Raw genomic sequence first — 18,156 nt, forward strand, 5'->3', positions numbered from 1 at the left:
ACCGAGCTTTGCCGGAAACGATGGCAAAACGACGTCCGATTTGCGGCGCTGATGACGAGCGAAGCGATAACACCGGCAGTGTAACCGTAGCCAGTCTGGAATGTCTTGCCATACGATACCATTCGGCTGAATCGCGCGCACAGTTCGCGAGACGCACGACGGGACGAATGTTTGCGCCCGGTCACCGGTTTGCGATCGTTCGCCGCTCAGGGCGATGGTTACGCCCTCGCTCGCTCTTTCAATGCACGCGAGCGGCCGAACCGGATCAGAGTCCGGCCTGGTCCAGACGTATGATTGCCCGGGCGCAGGCCTGTGCCCGCGGTACCAGGCTGTCGATCCGCAGGAACTCGTCGGGACTGTGGGCCTCGCCGCCGACCGGGCCGACGGCACAGATGGTCGGCGCGCCGACCGCCGCGGTGAAGCCCGAATCGGCGCAGCCGCCGGTGAACTCGCCATCGGTGTGGAAGCCCGACGCCGCGGCCGCGCTGACGTAGAGGTCGAACAGGCGGCGGGCGGAGGCGCTTTGCGTCAGCGGCAGGAATTCGCCCCGCACCGTCAATTCGGCACGCGTGCCGGCAACGAAGCTGCGGTCGATGATCGCGCCGACGCGCGCCATGATGTCGTCCTTGTCGCCTGGGTCGACGTAGCGCAGGTCGATCTGGCCCTCGGCCCAGGGGGCGACGGTATTGACGCTCTGGCCGCCGCTGACCAGCCCGACATTCAAGGTGATGCCGCGATCCGGGTCGGTCAGTGCGTGGATCGCCTGGATCTTGCAGGCCAGTTCCTCGATCGCACTGATCCCGGCGGCGAAGTTGCCGCCCGAGTGCGCCGCCTTGCCGGTGACGCGGAAGGCCATGAACACGCCACCCTTGCGGCCGGTCACCACGTTGCCCGACACGCGGCCCGGCTCGCTGTTGAACACCACCCGGGCGTGGCGGGCTTCCGCTTCGATCACCGGGCGGCCTTCCGGGGACCCGATCTCCTCGTCGCCGGTGAACAGGCCGACCAGCGGGGCGGGGGCGCCTCCGAAGCGGGCGAAGGCGGCGAGGATGAAGCAGTTCATCGTCAGGCCGGCCTTCATGTCGGCGACGCCGGGACCATAGGCCACGCCGTCGCGGATGGTGAACGGACGGCGGGTCGTTTCGCCATCGGGAAACACCGTGTCGCGGTGGCCCATCAGCACGATGTTGCGCCCGGCATTGCCTTCGCCGGCGTGACCCGGAAGCGTGGCGCGCAGGCAATCGCCGTGGCGACTTTGCGTCAGGGTTTCGACCGCCAGTCCATGGCTTTCGAGAAACCGGCCGATCACCGCCCCGACCGCGTCGATTCCTGCTTTATCGTAACTGCCGCTGTCGATCCCGACCATGTCGCCGAGCAGCGCGACCATGGCGTCTTGCTGGGTGCCGAGCCAGGCGGTGATTTCGGACTCGGACATCGCCCCTGGTCTCCATCGCGGTGAGGCGACAGCGTCTCTGATATGACCGCTCGGCACAAGGGGCCGGTCGGGCTACGGGCCAGTCCAGCTAAAGGCCCATCCGGTGGCTTTTTGGACATTCCGGCTGCGCACCGGCTGTCATTGGAGCGCCAATCGAACCCGGGTCAACCGGTCAGGCGGCGACCTTTCTGGATGACTTCTTGGAGTCCCCGGAGGCATGCGCCATGATATTGCGCAGATCACGCAAAAAGGCAGAGCCCTTGGTCGTGCGCTGCACCAGTACGCTGCGGCGATCCAGCGGATCCACCTTGCGGCGGGCAAAATCCAGTTCGCCCAGACGATCCAGAGCGCGGGTGATCGCCGGCTTCGACACCTTCAGGCTCGAGGCAAGGCCGCGGACCGTGTGACCGCCTTCATTCAGGTAGCAGGTCAGGAACACACCCAGTTGGCGAGCCGACAGGTCGGCGCCGTCGCGACGCACAAGCGCGACCACCGTATCGCGCAGCAGACTCACTTGCGCATCCGAAACCGGGTTGGGAAGAGATGCCACGTCAGTATCCTTTCTGGGGCGGGGAGCGAACCGAACGATCACTCGTTACGCTGTTAAATAGTTCGGTGTCAACCTTATTACATTTTCCGATCTCGACACCAAATCACAACGGTGTGAGAACAATGTCGCGCACCGGGTGCGGTCACCACTTTTGCTTGGCCAAGGCGAACAGGGCCCGCATTCCCATTGCCTCGCCGCCTTCCGGACGCCCGGGCCGTGACTGATCGTTCCATGCGTAAAGATCGAGATGTAGCCACGGCACCCCAGGTTTGATGAAACGCTGCAGATATAGTGCCGCGACAATGGATCCCGCCATCGGCTTCGATGACACGTTGTTCATATCGGCAACGGAGCTCTTCAACCAATCATCGTAGCCCGACCATAATGGCAGCCGCCACAGCGGATCGTGCACCGCGCCGGCCAGCCGCGACAGCGCCTCAGCCGTTGCGTCGTCGTTGCAGAACATCGCAGGCAGGTCGGGCCCCAGGGCGGTGCGCGCGGCGCCGGTCAATGTTGCGCAATCCACCAGCAGGGATGGGTTCTCTTCCGATGCCTCATCCAGCAGGTCACACAGCACCAGTCGGCCCTCGGCATCGGTGTTGCCGATCTCGACCGTCAGGCCGGACCTCGTCCGCACCACGTCGGATGGCCGCATCGCTGTTCCGGAAACGGAATTTTCCACGCAGCCGATGCGCACCGCCAGCCGCAGCGGCAGATCGGCTTGCATGATCAGGCGCGCCAGGCCCAGAACGCTCGCGGCGCCGCCCATGTCCTTTTTCATCCGCAGCATCCCCGCCGACGGCTTCAGGTCGTAACCGCCGGTATCGAAACAAACGCCCTTGCCGCAAAGCGACAGCAGCGGCGCGTCGTCCGTGGCGGCGCTGCCGCGCCAGTGGAAGCCGACGACCTGGGGCGGTCGCACCGATCCACGCCCGACCGCGGCAATCGTCGGATAGGCCTGCTCTAGAGCGGCGCCGGCCGACAGCTTGCAATCGGCGTCGTGGCGTTCCGCCAGCGATACGGTGAATTCAGCCAATTCGACCGGCCCGAGCACATTGGCCGGGGTGTTGATCAGGTCGCGGACCATCCAGGCGGCAGATGCCTGCGACAGGCTCGTTTCGTGATCGTGCGGAACAAACAGCGACGCCGGCTTGCGCCGCGGCGAGCGAAAGCCGCTGTAACGATAGGCGCCCAGACAGTAGCCCAGGGTCGCCGCCGCCTGATCGTAATCACCCGGTTCCAGACGCCAGGCAATCGTTTCGGGCAACTGCATCGGCAGGCCACCATAGACAAACAACGACGCATCGTTGCCGATCCCTAGTGCCGCGCCGGCCACGCCGTCGGAGCCAGGCAACAACCGGAGTTCGTCCTGCTTCGCTGTGAACCCGCTTTCGCGCAGAAAACCGGCCTGCGCCGGTGGCAACGCATCGAAAAACCTGGCGAGCCCATCGGGCCGCACCACGTGCACCGGCCGTGTGCCGTCAGGCGTATCGATGACGAAATCAAGCGTCTGGTCAAGCATGGGCGATGCTCCTCGATGTCAGTTCAGATAAGCGACCGGCCGGTTCTGCCACCTGAGCGGTCGACCTGGAACGAGGATACCGTCGCGCGGCGCTTGATAACTACCCCAGGCTGCCGGCCAACAGCGTGGTGACCCGCCTGGCGAACGCGGCGGCGTCGGCTGGAAGATCGCCCTCTTGCACCTGCGCCAGATCCAGCAGCGTCTCCGCCGCCTCGGCGATCAGCGCGGTATTGCTCAACTTCGCCGACAAGGCCTCGATCAGCTTGTGCCGGGGATTGACCTCCAGCACCGGCTTCGACGGCATCATCGCGCGTCCGGCCCGTCGCATCAGCCGCTGCATCGCCAGGTCCGGGCCACGGCCGTCGGATGCCAGCACAACGGCGCTGTCGGTCAGACGGGCGGTGGAGCGGACCTCGGAAACCTTGCTTTCGAGCGCCGACTTCATCGCCGCCAGCAGCGGGGAAATGTCCGGCTGGTCATCGCCCTTGCCCAGGTCCTCGGCGGCCTGGGTAACGCTGCGCAGCTTCTTGCCCTCGAAACTGTCGAGCCGTTCCGGCCAGAACGAGTCGATCGAATCGGCCATCAACAGCACTTCGATGCCCTTGGCGCGGAAGCCCTCGAGCTGCGGCGAGGTCTTCAGCGCGCCGGCCTGTTCACCGGACAAATAGTAGATCGTGTCCTGGCCGCCCTGCATGCGCGAAATATAGTCCGGCAGCGAAGTCCAGCCGTCCTGGGTCGAGGACTTGAATCGCAGCAGCGGCGCGATCTCAGGCCGGTGTTCGGCGTCCTCCCAGACGCCTTCCTTCAGGATCGAGCCGAAATTCTCCCAGAACTTGTTGTAGTCGTCGGCGTCCTTGGTGCGGGTCTTCAGCTCCGCTAGTACCCGCCCGATCAGCGCCTTGCGAATGCGTGCCAGCACCGGCGTGGTCTGCAGCATCTCCCGCGAAACGTTCAGCGGCAGGTCCTCGGTGTCGACCACGCCGCTGACGAAGCGCAGCCAATGCGGCAGCAGTTCGGCCTTGTCGGTGATGAACATGCGCCGGACATGCAGCCGCACATGCGCGTCACGGTCGTTGTCCACCGGATCGAACGGTTTCATCCCGGGGATGAAAAGCAGGCAGAAATACTCCAACGTGCCTTCCGCCCGCCAATGCAGCGTGGCCCAGGGATCGTCGAAAAAATGCCCGAGATGACGGTAGAATTCCTTGTAGGACTGCTCGGTCGTTTCGGATTTGGCCTTGCGCCACAGCGCCGTCCCCTCGTTGGCCGGCTGGTCCTTGCCGTCCTGCGCGACGGTGATCGGCAGGGTGATGTGATCGGCCCATTTGCGGATCACCGTCTCCAGTCGCACCGGTTCAAGATATTCCGACGCGTCAGCCTTCAGATGCAGCACGATGTCGGTGCCGGGCTGCTCGCGGCTGGCCGGGGTCAGGGTGAACTGACCGGCGCCCTCGGATGCCCAGGTGAAGGCGTCCTCGCTGCCGGCCTTGCGCGAGGTGACCTCGACCCGGTCCGCCACCATGAACGCCGAATAGAAGCCGACCCCGAACTGGCCGATCAGGTTCGGGCGATCCTCCGGCTTGGCGGTCGCCAGGTTCTGCGCGAACGCGCGGGTGCCGGACCGGGCGATGGTGCCCAGGTTGTCGATCATCTCCTGCCGCGTCATGCCAATGCCGTCGTCCGAGATCAGCAGCGTGCTGCCCTGCTTGTCGGGCACCACGCGGATCTTGGCATCCGGCGGCGGCGCCAGGCTGGGATCGGTCAGCGCCTCGAAACGCCGGCGATCCACCGCGTCCGCCGCATTGGCCACCAGTTCCCGCAGAAATATCTCGCGCTCGGAATAGAGCGAATGCACCACCAGGTCGAGCAGTCGGCCGACCTCGGCGCCAAATGCGTGTTGCTCTACAACGGTGTCGTCCATGCGTACCCTCCTTGCGCGCGCGATATGCCATCGCTGTCCGCCGGTTTCAATGCGTCGGCGCATCTTAGTCCGGTTTGCCGACCAGTGCTTGCCGAAGCGTCGGCGGCCGCCCCGGCATGTCGCAGTCTAACCCGGATCGGCACGCGGCGCTGCCCCGGCAATGGCGGCAGGAGTTCCCCGCCACCGCTGTCGGCTGGTTACCGCGAGCGCGCCTGTTGCTGCTCAGTCAGGCGCGACAGGGCTTTGGCGATGGCGAAGGAGTGGCGGATCTGAGCCGCCTCGTTCAGGTGGTCCTGGGTGTCGAAAAACGCCGACCTCGGGTAGCGGCTGTGGTTCGGCAGTTCCACGAAGCTGGCGCCGTGGTCGCGGTAGATCGCGCGGATCGCCGCCAGGCTGTCGTCCGCGATCGGCGAGTCGGCAAAGCCGGTGGGCAGGCCGCCGATCGCGCGCACGCCGCTGCGGTCGGCCCAATCGAGGAAACCGGCGACCAGGTCGCTGCCGTAGCCGTCGCGGATCTCGGCGGCGGTCGGGTGAACCGGAGTGATCGCGGCCAGCGCGGCCCTGTTGAGCGCGGCCAGCGCGACGGTATGGCCGACGTGATCGCCCCAGGCGTTGGTGCCGCCCTCGGCCGCGACACGCGGGTCATGGAAGCCGTCGTCGGTCAGTGCGGTTTCGATCAGGCTCATGATCACCCCGCGCAGGTCGCCGGCGAACAGCGCGGCGATCCGGCGCCGAGGCGGCAAGGTCGCCAGCGTGGCGCGGTCGTGACGCAGCATGATGCTGGCGTCCGGGCCCAGCTCGGTGGTGGCGCGCGGGCGCACGTACTGGGCCTCCTCCAGCGGCAGGTAGACCATGTCGCCGGGATGCAGCAGCTTCTTCCACCGGGTGAAAAGATAATCCAGCCCGACGCCGACCGCGACCCCGGCGTTGATGCAGGGCCGTCCGATGATCGGTCCGATGGTCTCGCAGCGGTGTGAATACGGGCCGTTCGATCCGGCCAGGATGACCAGTTTCGGCTGCTGGATGGCCTCGCCCAGGGCGATGTTCGCCTCGATGCGGGCGCGCAGCGCGCCAAGCGTCAGCGGCCGGTCTAGCAGCCAGGTAAAGGCGCTGAAATAAAGCGCCAGCGAGGCCGCGCACGCGAGCAGGAGGCGGCCCATCAGAATTGGAAATACAGGAACGGCGCGACGTGGGGCGCGAAAAACAGCGCCTGCACCGACAAGGCGAAGCTGCTGGTCAGGCACCAATGGCGGGCGTGGCCGGTCATGCGGTGCAAGTTCGGCATCGCCAGCACGATCAACCAGCCAAGCAGCAGGCAGGCGGAGAGTTCCGGGAAGCTCAGGGTGCGGGCGTCGCCGAGGAACGGCATCACGCTGACCGGATCAGCCAACGCCGCCAGTGGCGGCATCGCCGAGACGATCATCCTGGGCAGGGTGACGCCGTCGAGACCCGCCATGCCGCGCAGCACGACCCAAGTGTCGTGTATCGACCCGGCACGAAACGGCACCCAGGCGAGGATCACCACAAACAGCGTAAGGGCTTGGCCGAACATGGCGGGCAGCGGGCGGAACAGCCAGCGGTATTGGGCCCGGCGGTATTGGGCATGGACGACCAAGAAGAACCCGTGCAGCCCGCCCCAGATGACGAAATTCCACGCCGCCCCGTGCCAAAGGCCGCAGAGCAGCATGGTGGTCATCAGGTTGCCGCACCGGCGCAACGTCCCGGCGCGGCTGCCGCCGAGCGGGATATAGAGGTAATCGCGCAGGAAGCCGCCCAGGGTGATGTGCCAGCGACGCCAGAAATCAGCAATGTTGGTGGCCTGGTATGGACTATCGAAGTTTAGCGGGAAGCGGATGTTCAGCATCCGGGCCAGGCCGATGGCCATGTCGGAATAGCCCGAGAAATCGAAGTAGATCTGCAGCGCGTAGGACAGGGTGGCGTACCACGCCTCGAAGAACGTCAGCGTCGCGCCATGCGCCGCGGCGTTGAATCCGATGTCGGCGAAGCCGCCGAACATGTCGGCCAGCACCAGTTTCTTGCCCAGCCCCAGCAGGAAGATCAGCAGGCCGTCGGCGATGTTGTCGATGCGGGGACGCCCCAGCCCGGCCGCGCCGAGTTGCGGAATGATCTCCGACGGCCGGACGATCGGCCCGGCGATCAGGTGCGGGAAGAAGGTGACGAAAGCGCTGTAGTGCAGCAGGCCCGGAAGACTGTCGCCTCGATCCCGGGGCGGCTGGCCGGGTTCGGCGGCGAGGCTTGGCCCGGCGGTATCCACCAGGAACATGATCTGCTGGAAGGTGAAGAAGCTGATCGCCAGCGGCAGGGTGATGTGCAGCGCCGGCGCGTTCGGCGCAACGATATGCAGCAGAAAGTCGGCGTATTTGAACCAGCCCAGCAACGCCAGGTTAAGCGCGATGCCGGCGGCCAGCCAGGCGCGCCGCGCGGTGCCGTGCCGCAACTTCCACGCAATGGAATAATTCAGCGCGACCGAGCCGGTCAGCAGCACCAGGTGCTCAGGGTTCCACCAGGCGTAGAAGAACAGGCTGCACGCTACCAGCCAGTAAAGCGCCCACTCTGGGCCGCGCAGACGACCCAGAGCGAAGAAACCCGTCACGCAGACCGGCAGGAAGCCAAGAATGAATGGGGTGGTGTGGAACATCATGGTGCGGGGTGACTCAAGACTTTCGAGCTGACCGGCGAGCAGCGACCCCTGCGAGTTCGGTTTTGCAAAAGACCCAGGGTTGGCGCGGCGGGGCTTTGAGGGCCGCCGCCACCTCGGGTCTTGCGGTCTGTGTCCTAATCGGAAACCGGAAAGAAAAGGTTAACGACGCCGCTTCCCGGGCACGCTCGGCACCGAACTTCCGCCCGCCAATACCGGCCGTCCGACAGCCTGTCCGCCCGAAAGTATGGATGTTACATAGGACCCATGGCGATCAGGCGGACCAGACACGCGATGGAGCGCCAGGCCAGATACGGTCTGGAGCAGGCATGGATTGGCGCAACCGTCCTATCGTCAGACTGGACGTCAGCCGATCCTCAACAGCCCGAGGTCACGCTTTCATTCAAAGCAATCGTGGAAAGCCGCGGCCAAAATCTTCGGGTTGTGCATCGACCTGACGCTGCCGATGTGCTCGTGTTGTCCAGCTTTTTCGATCGAGGAGCGAAGCGATGATCAAGCAGCCAGAGGACCGCGTCAGCTATGACCCGGAGGCTGATGCGATCGGTAGCTCTTTTGCGCCGGATGGCGTGGAATACGACACCAGCGAGGAAATATCCCCGGGTCTGATCCTCGACCATGACAAGCAGGAACGGATCATCGGGGTTGAGTTACTCCCCGTCAAACGGTTGCTTGCGGCGGCCTCGTGACAAACCGCGCGGCTGTTCCCCGTTCCGCCGTTTGCTGCTAGCTGATTCCGGAAATGAGCGACGCTCTTCCCCCCAACCCGGCGCTGCTGCCAGCTGGCCTGCGCGATCTGCTGCCCCCCGATGCTGAGACCGAGGCCTCGGCGGTCGAGGCGCTGATGACCGTATTCGCCGCCCACGGCTACCAGCGCGTCAAGCCGCCGCTGCTCGAGTTTGAGGACAGCCTGCTCGCCGGGTCCGGCGTCGCGGTGGCGGATCAGACGTTCAGGCTGATGGACCCCGACAGCCATCGCATGATGGGGCTCCGCGCGGACACCACACCGCAGGTCGGACGCATCGCCACCACCAGGCTGGGGGCCGCACCGCGCCCGCTGCGGCTGTCGTACGCCGGGCAGTGTCTGAGGGTGCGCGGCTACCAGCTCGCCCCGGATCGGCAAGTGGCACAGGCCGGTGTGGAACTCATCGGCCACGACAGCCCGCAGGCCGACGCCGAAACGGTACTGGTCGCCGCCGAGGCGCTCGCGGCGGTTGGCCTGACCCGGGTCAGCTTCGACCTTACGCTGCCGATGCTGGTGCCCTCGCTGCTGGACGATGCCGGGCTGGCCGGTGCGGACCGCGCGGCGCTGTCCAAGGCGTTGGACCGCAAGGACGCCGCGGCGGTCACGCGCCACGGCGGCCGGCTCGCCCCGGTGCTGACCGATCTGCTGCTGGCGGCCGGACCGGCCGACCGCGCCCTTGCCGCGCTGGCCGACGCCAAACTGGCGAACCTCGCGGGAACCCTGGCGGAGCGGGCGGCGGACACCGTCGCGGCGATCCGGGCGGGGGCACCGACGCTCCGCCTGACGGTCGATCCGGTGGAGTTTCGCGGCTTCCGCTACGAGACCGGCGTGTCGGTGACTGTGTATGCACCGGGACGCCATGAAGAACTCGGCCGCGGCGGACGCTATGTCTGCGGTGACGCCGAACCGGCCACCGGCCTGACGCTGTATCCGGACGCGATCCTGCGCGTGGCCCCCTCGCGTCAGGCGCGGCCTCGGGTCTTCGTGCCATTCGGCGCCGATCGCCAGGTTATGGCCGCTCTTCGCACCGATGGGTTCGCCACCGTTGCGTCGCTGGCGCCGGTTGCCGATGATACCGCCGAGGCGACCCGGCTAGGTTGCTCTCACATCCTGCGAGCCGGAACGGCCGCGCTGCTTCACTCTAAAGGCTGAGCACAATGGCCAATGTCGCCGTGATCGGCGCCCAATGGGGCGACGAGGGCAAGGGAAAGGTGGTCGACTGGCTGGCCAGCCGAGCCGACGTGGTGGTGCGGTTCCAGGGCGGCCATAATGCCGGGCATACGTTGGTCGTCGGCAACGAGACCTATAAGTTGTCTTTGCTGCCATCGGGGCTGGTGCGCGGCAAGCTGGGCATCATCGGCAATGGGGTCGTGGTCGATCCCGACGCCTTGCTGGCCGAGATCGCCCGAGTGCGCGGGCAAGGCCTGACCGTCACGCCGGACACGCTGCGCATCGCCGAGAACGCAGTGCTGATCCTGCCGCTGCATCCGGCGATCGACAAGGCGCGTGAGGAAGCCCGCGGCGGTCGCAAGATCGGCACTACGGGCCGCGGCATCGGGCCGGCCTACGAGGACAAGGTCGCCCGCCGCGCCATCCGGGTCGCCGACCTGGCGGAACCCGAAACGCTGTCGGCCAAGCTTGATGAGCTGCTGTTGCATTACAACGCCCTTCTCCAGGGCCTGGGTGTCGGGCCGTTCGCCAAGGATGCCCTGATGGACGGGCTGCTCAAGCTGGCGCCGCAGATCCTGCCGTTCGCCGAACCGGTGTGGGAGCGGCTGGACGAGGCGCGCCGCGGCGGCAAGCGCATCCTGTTCGAGGGCGCCCAGGCGGTCATGCTGGATGTCGATCACGGCACCTATCCGTTCGTCACCTCGTCGAACACCGTGGCCGCGACGGCGGCGTCGGGCAGCGGTGTCGGGCCTGGATCGGTCGGCTTCGTGCTGGGTATCGCCAAGGCCTACTCAACCCGGGTCGGTTCGGGGCCATTCCCGACCGAATTGCGCGACGATATCGGCCAACTGCTGGGTGACCGCGGGCAAGAGTTCGGCGTGGTGACCGGGCGGCGCCGGCGGTGCGGCTGGTTCGATGCGGCGCTGGTGCGTCAGGCGATCAAGGTCGGCGGCATTCAGGGCATCGCCCTGACCAAACTGGATGTGCTCGACGGGCTGGCGGAGTTGAAGATCTGCACCGGCTATCTTGTCAACGGCCAGTATTCACGCCGTCTGCCGGCCGCGCCCGGTGCCCAGGCGGCGGCGGTTCCGCAATACGAAACCATGGCGGGCTGGTCAGGCTCCTCACGCGGGGCGCGATCCTGGGCCGACCTGCCGGCTCAGGCGGTCAAATACGTCCGCCGGATCGAGGAACTGGTTGAAGCCCCGGTCACCCTGCTGTCCACCAGCCCGGAGCGTGACGACACGATCATGGTGAAGGACCCATTCGAGGGGTAGTACCTATCGGTCCCCCGGGACCGAAAGCGTTAACTCTTGGTCAACCTTTCAACCGCTAAGTTGCGGCGGCCCGACCAAAATGGTTCGTCCGCATGGCTGATGGTTCCCTCGTCGCAGTTCCCAATACCCTGATCGGCGGCCGCTTCGCCGTCGATACGTCCCAGGTTCTGCCGGATGCCGGCGGCGGACTTCCGGCCTATCTGGCCCGCGACCGTTCGGCGGGCGATGGCCGGCGCGTCGCCTTGGTGGTTTCCCGCGATGCCTCACCGCGTGCCCGTCACCTTAAAATGCTGGACCAGCCGATCGACTACCTGATGGCTCCGCTCGGTCATGGTGTCGCGCCGAACCCGGGCGGCAAGGGCGAGGGCTACTTCGTCATCTGCACCCCTCCGCCCGGACCGCCGGTGTCGGCCGGGTTGAATACCTGGCCCGAAAAGGCGCTGATCGACCTGGTGCTGAGGCCCATCGCCGGCGTGCTGGATATCCTGCACACTCGAAGGCTGACGCATCGGGCGATTCGCCCGAACAACGTGTTCCAGGCGGCACCGGGTCAGCCGGTGACCTTGGGCGGGGCATGGGCTGCGCCGCCGGCCATGCACCAGCCGGCGGTGTTCGAATCGCCGTACAGCGCGATGTGCCTCCCGGCCTGCCGCGGCGACGGTTCAATCGGTGATGATGTCTATGCGCTGGGTGTGCTTCTGCTCACTCTGTCGGGTGGCAAGATCCCGATGCCCAACATGGACGACGCGACGCGGGTTCGCTGGAAGCTGGATCTGGGCAGCTTCGCCGCCCTCACCCGGGACTTCTCGCTGTCGGGAGCGCTTCCGGACCTGCTGCGCCTGATGCTCGCGGAGGATCCTGAGCACCGTCCGCTACCGAGCCAGTTGATGGACCTGGCGACCACGCGTGGCCGACGGGTGGCGGCGCGTCCCGCTCGGCGCAGCCAGAACTCGCTGATGCTGCAGGACATTGCGATCTTCGACGCCAATACGCTGGCGTACGGGCTGTTCCGTGACGAGAAGAAGGCCATTCAGTTCCTGCGCAACGGCTTGGTCACCCAGTGGCTGCGCCGCGGCCTGGGCGATGCCGGTTCGGCGACGCAGATCGAGGAACTGGTTCGCGGCCGCGTCGCCGAGACAAAATCCGGGCCTTGGAGCGACTCGTTCCTGGTGATGCGCACCATCGATGCGCTCAATTTCCGGATGCCGCTGTGCTGGCGCGGGATCGCGATATGGCCCGATGCGCTGCCGGCCATGCTGGCCGATGGAATCGCATCGAAGGCGGAATTGCTGGCCGCGGTCGAGGAGTTGATCGCCGCCGATGTGTTCGCTTACTGGAGCCAGGAAGATGTCCGATCGGGCCGTCCCGATCCACCCGATCTGGCGTCGCAGCGGCAGATTCTGCATGCCGGCGGCCCGGCCGGACTGCTGCGGCTGTTCTATACACTGAACCCGCAGTTGCCGTGCCGATCGCCTAGGATGGTCGCTTCATGGGTCGCCACGATGCCGGACCTGATGCGATTTTTCGAAAACGCCGGCGAACGCGACGAAGATAGCCTGATCGATCTGCATATCTCGGCCTTCATCGCCGCACGCGCGGATCGAAAGATCGAGGTCCAGGTCAACGCCCTGTCCGGCGCCAAGGATGCCGAGTCGTATCGCGGGGCCGAACTGGCTTTGCTGCAAGAGATGCAGGCGCGCTATCACCCGACGCCGATGCCCGCGCTGGCCAAATGGGTGGCGGCCCGCCTGCAGCCGGACCTGCGGCGCTGGCGCAACAAGCCTCGGCGCGAGGCGATGCAGGTTCGGCTGGACCAGCTTACCCAAGCTGGATCTTTGGCGCGGCTGCTTGAACTGGTCGAGGACCGCGCCTCTTGGGTTCTGGATAGCGCCGGGGCGCAACTGGCCGTGAACGAGGTGGCCGGGATCGATGCCGAAGTTGCCGCGATCGACCATCACGGCGAGGCACGGTTTGCCGACGCCGAGCGGTTTGGCCGGGCGATCGCGGGTGGCATCGGACTGTCGGTGTTTATCCTGATGATGATGTCGATTCTGCTGTGATCAGCACCGGTTCGAAACTTGGCCGCGGCATGAGCGGCCTGATCGTGCTGTTGCTCGGGCTGGCCGCGGGGGCGCTGATCGCGCTGTCGCCGGACATCGCGCTGCCCGCGACGGTGCTGCTGTTGCCGGGGCTGCTGGCTTTGGTGTTGGACCGCACACCAGGCTGCAGCGTCGCCCGCGCGATCCTGTTGTTCCAGGCTGCGGCTTGCGTGCACCCGGTGGTGAATTCGTGGTATCGGTGTGCCGGAATCGATGGCTGCATGGGTTACCTGGCGGATTGGCATACCGTGTTGCGATCGTGGCTGGCGGCCGCCGCGGCCTGGGTGGTGACCCAGATCCTGCCGCTCATGCTTAAGGCTGCTGACGATTACCGGTTGCGGTCCCGGCGTTCCACCCTGCTTGCCAAGCGTGAGGCGCTTGTCGCCGAATGGGGACTGGAAGACGACCAAGGACGGTAGGGCCGCCGGAATCGCTCCACCGGCGGACTACCAACAACTATAACTCCTTGGGGGCCGCACCGTCACCGTGGTCTGCCCGGGGTCAAGGGCTGTTTTCAGACCTGTTCCGTCAAGGCGCCGACCCGGTTGCCGGCGTTCAGGCGACGTTCGGCGATTTGCGCCTTCATCGCTTTTTGTAGCTTTTCGAACGCCCGGACCTCGATCTGACGCACGCGCTCGCGTGAGATGTTATATTGCTGCGAGAGATCTTCCAGCGTCGTCGGGTTATCCTTCAAGCGCCGCTCGATCAGAATGTGGCGTTCCCGCTCGTTCAGTGATTTCAGCGCGCCGGTCAGCAACGCCTTGCGGCCGGTCAATTCTTCGCGGTCGGCGATAGAACTTTCCTGGGTCTCCGACTCATCGACCAACCAATCCTGCCACTCACCTTCGCTGTCCTGGCGCACCGGCGCGTTCAGGCTGTGATCGGGCGCGGCGAGGCGGCGGTTCATGCTGACCACGTCCTGTTCCGGCACGTCCAGCACGCGAGCAATCTTGGCAACCTGTTCAGGCTGCAGATCACCGTCGTCGATCGCCTGCATCTGGCCCTTCAGTCGGCGCAGATTGAAGAACAACTTCTTCTGGGCGGCAGTGGTGCCCATCTTCACCAGCGACCAGGAATGCAGGATATATTCCTGGATCGCCGCCCTGATCCACCACATTGCATAGGTGGCGAGGCGGAAGCCGCGATCGGGATCGAAGCGTTTCACCGCCTGCATCATCCCCACATTACCTTCGCTGATTAACTCACCGACCGGAAGGCCGTAACCGCGATATCCCATGGCAATCTTTGCAACCAGTCGAAGGTGGGAGGTGACAAGCTTGTGTGCCGCCTCCATATCTTCCGTGTCCCGCCAGCGGTGGGCGAGAGACAGTTCTTCCTCCGGGGTCAGCATTGGGAATTTGCGGATCTCTTGGAGATACCGCGACAGATTGCCCTCTGGGGCAACATTGAGGACGGCAGAGGCCACGGTTCAAGGCTCCTTTCGTCAAGCCGGGATGTCTGCCCAAACTGGCGCAATATCACGGCATGAATGTGACTTTGGTCACGCGGGATGCAGGGGAGGGACATCACGCCCCGGAGACCCGCCCCAATCGGCAGCGGCGTTCCGTACGTTCCCGCCAACGCGGACATCCCGCCGCATTGGTGAATTTGGGTATACAGGACTGAAATGGTTCTGTCAAGGTCAACCTCGGATTATGCGCCTCCGAGCCAGGTCCCGACGTCGTTCAGCAGGGCCTGCAGATCGGCTGGCAAAGAGGCTTCGAAGCACATTGCGCGGCCCGAGCGCGGGTGCTTGAAGCCCAGGCTGGCGGCGTGCAACGCCTGCCGCGGGAAGTCCAGCAACCGGCCGCGAAGGGGCTGTTCTACGGTCCTGGCCGCCGCCGGTACTCGGCGCAGATACAACGGGTCGCCGACCACGGGGTGACCGTGGCTTGCAAGGTGCACGCGTATTTGATGGGTCCGCCCGGTCGCCAGGCGGCATTCCAGCAGCGCCAGGCGGGTCTGCCAGGCCTGCGTCGTGCGGTAACGCGTCAGCGCGAACTTGCCGCCATGATCGGTCACTGCCATGCGTTTGCGGTCGCGCTTGTCTCGGCCGATGGCACCCTCGATCTCTCCGCTGGGCGGTCGCGGCAGCCCCCAGACCAGGGCGATGTAGCTGCGGCGCAACTCGCGGCTGGCGAACGCCGCGGTCAGCACGTCGTTGGCGAGCTGGGTCTTGGCCACCACCATCACGCCTGAGGTATCCTTGTCCAACCGGTGCACGATGCCGGGGCGGCGTTCCGCGCCAATCCCGGTCAGCTCGGGGCCGCAATGGGCGAGCAATGCGTTGACCAGGGTTCCATCGAGGTTGCCCGGCGCCGGATGGACCACCAGCCCGGCGGGTTTATCGAGCACGATCAGATCTGGGTCCTCATACAGAACGGGAAACGGGATCGGCTGCGGTGCCGGCGTCGCCGGAACCGCCGCCGGAAGGTCGAGGATGTAGGTGCCCCCGGCGCGCACCGGTTCGGCCGGCTGGGTGATCAAGCCGGCCTCATTGCGCAGCCGGCCCGCATCGATCAGCGTCTTCACCCGGGATCGCGAGATCGTGCCCAGCGTATCGGCGAGGAAACGGTCGACCCGCTGGCCAGCCTGTTCGGCCGCGGCGGTGATGTGGATCGGTCCCGATGTTGGTCGGGCAAGCGGCGGAGGCTCGCTGTTGGCTGCCATGTCGACGTGCGATAACGCGGATCGGCTTCGAATGGGAGACCGCATGCGGGCGTTGAAGATCGCGACCATCGTCATGGGCGTGCTGATCGTGGTCGGGACGGCGACGCTGCTGATCGCGGTGTTCCGCCGGGTATCGGCGCCGTCCGGGACGGCGTTGCCGGCCTCGGTCGCGGCGGTGCTGGACGAGCCGGCGGGAACCCACATCGCCGGGATTGCCGCGGTGCGCGATCGGCTGGCCGTGCAACTGGCGGGCGGCGGGGTGGACCGAGTGGTGCTGATCGATCCCGCGACCGGGGCGGTGGCGGGGCGGATTTCGCTGGCGCGGTAGGCCTTGAGGTCGCGGGGGTTCCCGGCTAGAAGCCGGTTCAGGCCGATGTCCCGTTCGTCTAGAGGCCCAGGACAGTGCCCTCTCACGGCACCAACAGGGGTTCGAATCCCCTACGGGACGCCATCCCCCACCGTTGACCGCGGAACAAAACTCGGCGAAGACAACCGACAACGCCCCCTCATTTCGTGCTACCCCGCGGACAACCAGGGAACAGTCGGATGCTGATCGCCGGTGACATCGGTGGCACCAAGACCCTACTGGCGCTCTACGACCCGAAAGCCGGACCTCGAAACCCGATCGCCCAGGCCGAGTTCCACAGCGCCGAATACAAAACTCTCGACGACGTCGTCCGCGCCTTTATCGAACAAACCGACCACCCGGCCGAAGCCGCCTGCTTCGACGTCGCCGGCCCGGTGATCGACGGGCGCGCCCGCCTCACCAACCTGCCCTGGGTGCTCGACGAAGCGGAGATGCAGCAGGCACTTGGCCTGAAGCGCGTGACGCTGCTGAACGACCTCAAGGCGGTGGCCTACGCCGTGCCGCATTTGCTGGCCGAGGACGTCCACGTCATCAACCAGGGCCACGAGGACCGCCACGCCCCCATCGCGGTGATCGCGCCAGGAACCGGATTGGGCGAAGCCTTCCTGATCTGGGACGGCGGCAAATACATCGCCTGTTCCTCCGAAGGCGGTCATGGCGACTTCGGCCCGGCCGACGCGACCCAGGCCGCGCTATGGCGCCACGTCGCCGATCGCCATGGCCATGTCGCCTACGAGCGGGTCTGTTCCGGCAGCGGGCTGCCGAACATATACGAATTCCTGCGCGATTCCGGCCACGCACCGGAGCCGGCCGCGCTGGCGGCGACCTTGTCGGCGGCCGCGGATCGCACGCCGATCATCATGCAGGCGGCGTTGCAGCATCCCCCCGACCCGCTCTGTGCCGCGGCGGTCGATGTTTTCGTTGCCATCCTCGGCGCCGAAGCCGGTAACCTGGCGCTGAAAGTCCTGGCGACCGGCGGCGTCTATCTCGGCGGCGGCATACCGCCGCGGATCCTTCCCCACCTCAGCGGCGGCCGCTTCATGCAGGCCTTCGTCAACAAAGGCCGCTTCGCCGATTTGCTCGGCAAAGTGCCGGTGAAGGTGATTACCAACCAGGCGGCCCTGCTCGGCGCGGCGTTGTTCGGCCTGGATCAAATGGCCGCGGCGGGATAAGGCTGGCACGGCCCGCCCCGGATTAGGCACCGACCTTGGCGCCCGGGCGACGGCCGCACCAGGACCCGACCTATATCCCACCCCCGCGGGAGCCAGCCCATGCAAGTCGAACTTGGCATCACCCGATCCGGCGACAGCCTGGACAACGTTGTCTGGGACATTCTCGGCCAGACCTACAAGCCGGTGCAACTGTCCGAGGCCTCGTTCGCCTTCGACACCCTGTTCCCGCCCGGCACCTTCGTGCCGCCGCATTTCCATCCCGACCAGGACGAATTCATCCGCGTGCTACAGGGCGACTTCGACCTCTGGCTTGATGGCGAGGAACTGAAGGCCAGCGCCGGCGACGTCATCCGCATGCCGATGGGATCCAAACACGGCATCTTCAACCGCGGCACCACCGACACCAGGGCGCTGTTCTGGGTGGCGCCGGCGCGTCGGCTATACGACCTGTTCGTGAACATCGATCGGGTCGCCGATCCGGCCGAGGTGGTGCGCATCGCCGAGCTGTACAACGTTCATTTCCTGCCACCGCCGGCGTGAGGCGAGGCCCG

Annotated in this window: 16 protein-coding genes and 1 tRNA gene; 9 read left to right on the forward strand and 8 right to left on the reverse strand. The window is 66.0% G+C overall.

The window, feature by feature from the left end; translation table 11 throughout:
- Nucleotides 1-265 precede the first annotated feature (265 nt).
- The 6 genes from ACQY4Y_RS07990 to ACQY4Y_RS08015 all read right to left on the reverse strand — a co-directional run bounded on the left by ACQY4Y_RS07990 (nt 266) and on the right by ACQY4Y_RS08015 (nt 8,090).
- Nucleotides 266-1,435, reverse strand: a complete 1,170-nt coding sequence (locus ACQY4Y_RS07990; RefSeq protein WP_428490019.1) for a M20 family metallopeptidase — start codon at nt 1,433-1,435, stop codon at nt 266-268.
- A gap of 172 nt (nt 1,436-1,607) precedes the next feature.
- Nucleotides 1,608-1,985 (reverse strand): MarR family transcriptional regulator, encoded by a 378-nt coding sequence (locus ACQY4Y_RS07995; RefSeq protein ID WP_428490020.1) that lies wholly within the window; start codon nt 1,983-1,985, stop codon nt 1,608-1,610.
- Nucleotides 1,986-2,127: 142 nt separating this feature from the next.
- Entirely contained in the window at nt 2,128-3,507 is a 1,380-nt protein-coding gene (locus ACQY4Y_RS08000) for a leucyl aminopeptidase family protein (RefSeq protein ID WP_428490021.1), read from the reverse strand.
- 100 nt (nt 3,508-3,607) lie between these two features.
- On the reverse strand, nt 3,608-5,428 hold the full coding sequence (gene htpG, locus ACQY4Y_RS08005; protein ID WP_428490022.1) for a molecular chaperone HtpG: 1,821 nt from the start codon (nt 5,426-5,428) through the stop codon (nt 3,608-3,610).
- A gap of 197 nt (nt 5,429-5,625) precedes the next feature.
- A complete protein-coding gene (locus ACQY4Y_RS08010; protein ID WP_428490023.1) occupies nt 5,626-6,588 on the reverse strand; it encodes a hypothetical protein in 963 nt (320 codons plus the stop codon).
- Nucleotides 6,588-8,090, reverse strand: a complete 1,503-nt coding sequence (locus tag ACQY4Y_RS08015) for an MBOAT family O-acyltransferase (RefSeq protein ID WP_428490024.1) — start codon at nt 8,088-8,090, stop codon at nt 6,588-6,590. The genes ACQY4Y_RS08010 and ACQY4Y_RS08015 overlap by 1 nt, the downstream gene beginning before the upstream one ends.
- A gap of 506 nt (nt 8,091-8,596) precedes the next feature.
- Here ACQY4Y_RS08015 and ACQY4Y_RS08020 point away from each other — a divergent pair.
- From ACQY4Y_RS08020 to ACQY4Y_RS08040, 5 genes are all read left to right on the forward strand, one after another.
- Entirely contained in the window at nt 8,597-8,794 is a 198-nt protein-coding gene (locus ACQY4Y_RS08020) for a DUF2283 domain-containing protein (protein ID WP_428490025.1), read from the forward strand.
- Nucleotides 8,795-8,847: 53 nt separating this feature from the next.
- Nucleotides 8,848-10,002: an ATP phosphoribosyltransferase regulatory subunit gene (locus ACQY4Y_RS08025; protein WP_428490026.1), complete on the forward strand. Its 1,155-nt coding sequence runs from the start codon at nt 8,848-8,850 to the stop codon at nt 10,000-10,002.
- Nucleotides 10,003-10,007: 5 nt separating this feature from the next.
- Complete coding sequence (locus ACQY4Y_RS08030) at nt 10,008-11,297, forward strand: adenylosuccinate synthase (protein ID WP_428490027.1); 1,290 nt, start codon at nt 10,008-10,010, stop codon at nt 11,295-11,297.
- Nucleotides 11,298-11,389: 92 nt separating this feature from the next.
- A complete protein-coding gene (locus ACQY4Y_RS08035; protein ID WP_428490028.1) occupies nt 11,390-13,357 on the forward strand; it encodes a hypothetical protein in 1,968 nt (655 codons plus the stop codon).
- Nucleotides 13,354-13,815, forward strand: a complete 462-nt coding sequence (locus ACQY4Y_RS08040; RefSeq protein ID WP_428490029.1) for a hypothetical protein — start codon at nt 13,354-13,356, stop codon at nt 13,813-13,815. Before ACQY4Y_RS08035 ends, ACQY4Y_RS08040 begins: the two co-directional genes overlap by 4 nt.
- A gap of 95 nt (nt 13,816-13,910) precedes the next feature.
- Here ACQY4Y_RS08040 and rpoH read toward each other — a convergent pair whose 3' ends face one another.
- Together rpoH and ACQY4Y_RS08050 are read right to left on the reverse strand one after the other, a co-directional pair.
- Nucleotides 13,911-14,822, reverse strand: a complete 912-nt coding sequence (gene rpoH / locus ACQY4Y_RS08045) for an RNA polymerase sigma factor RpoH (RefSeq protein ID WP_428490030.1) — start codon at nt 14,820-14,822, stop codon at nt 13,911-13,913.
- Between the two features lie 227 nt (nt 14,823-15,049).
- Entirely contained in the window at nt 15,050-16,066 is a 1,017-nt protein-coding gene (locus ACQY4Y_RS08050) for an RluA family pseudouridine synthase (protein ID WP_428490031.1), read from the reverse strand.
- 31 nt (nt 16,067-16,097) lie between these two features.
- On the opposite strand from ACQY4Y_RS08050, the gene ACQY4Y_RS08055 reads away from it, so the two are divergent.
- The 4 genes from ACQY4Y_RS08055 (at nt 16,098) to ACQY4Y_RS08070 (ending at nt 18,145) form a co-directional block, all read left to right on the forward strand.
- A complete protein-coding gene (locus tag ACQY4Y_RS08055) occupies nt 16,098-16,394 on the forward strand; it encodes a hypothetical protein (protein WP_428490032.1) in 297 nt (98 codons plus the stop codon).
- Nucleotides 16,395-16,441: 47 nt separating this feature from the next.
- A tRNA-Glu gene (locus ACQY4Y_RS08060) sits at nt 16,442-16,517 on the forward strand.
- A 95-nt stretch (nt 16,518-16,612) separates the two neighbouring features.
- Nucleotides 16,613-17,605, forward strand: a complete 993-nt coding sequence (gene glk / locus ACQY4Y_RS08065) for a glucokinase (RefSeq protein WP_428490033.1) — start codon at nt 16,613-16,615, stop codon at nt 17,603-17,605.
- Nucleotides 17,606-17,704: 99 nt separating this feature from the next.
- Entirely contained in the window at nt 17,705-18,145 is a 441-nt protein-coding gene (locus ACQY4Y_RS08070; RefSeq protein WP_428490034.1) for a cupin domain-containing protein, read from the forward strand.
- Nucleotides 18,146-18,156 lie beyond the last annotated feature (11 nt).

The organism is Rhodopila sp. (assembly GCF_965277165.1).
Classification (GTDB): Bacteria; Pseudomonadota; Alphaproteobacteria; order Acetobacterales; family Acetobacteraceae; genus Rhodopila.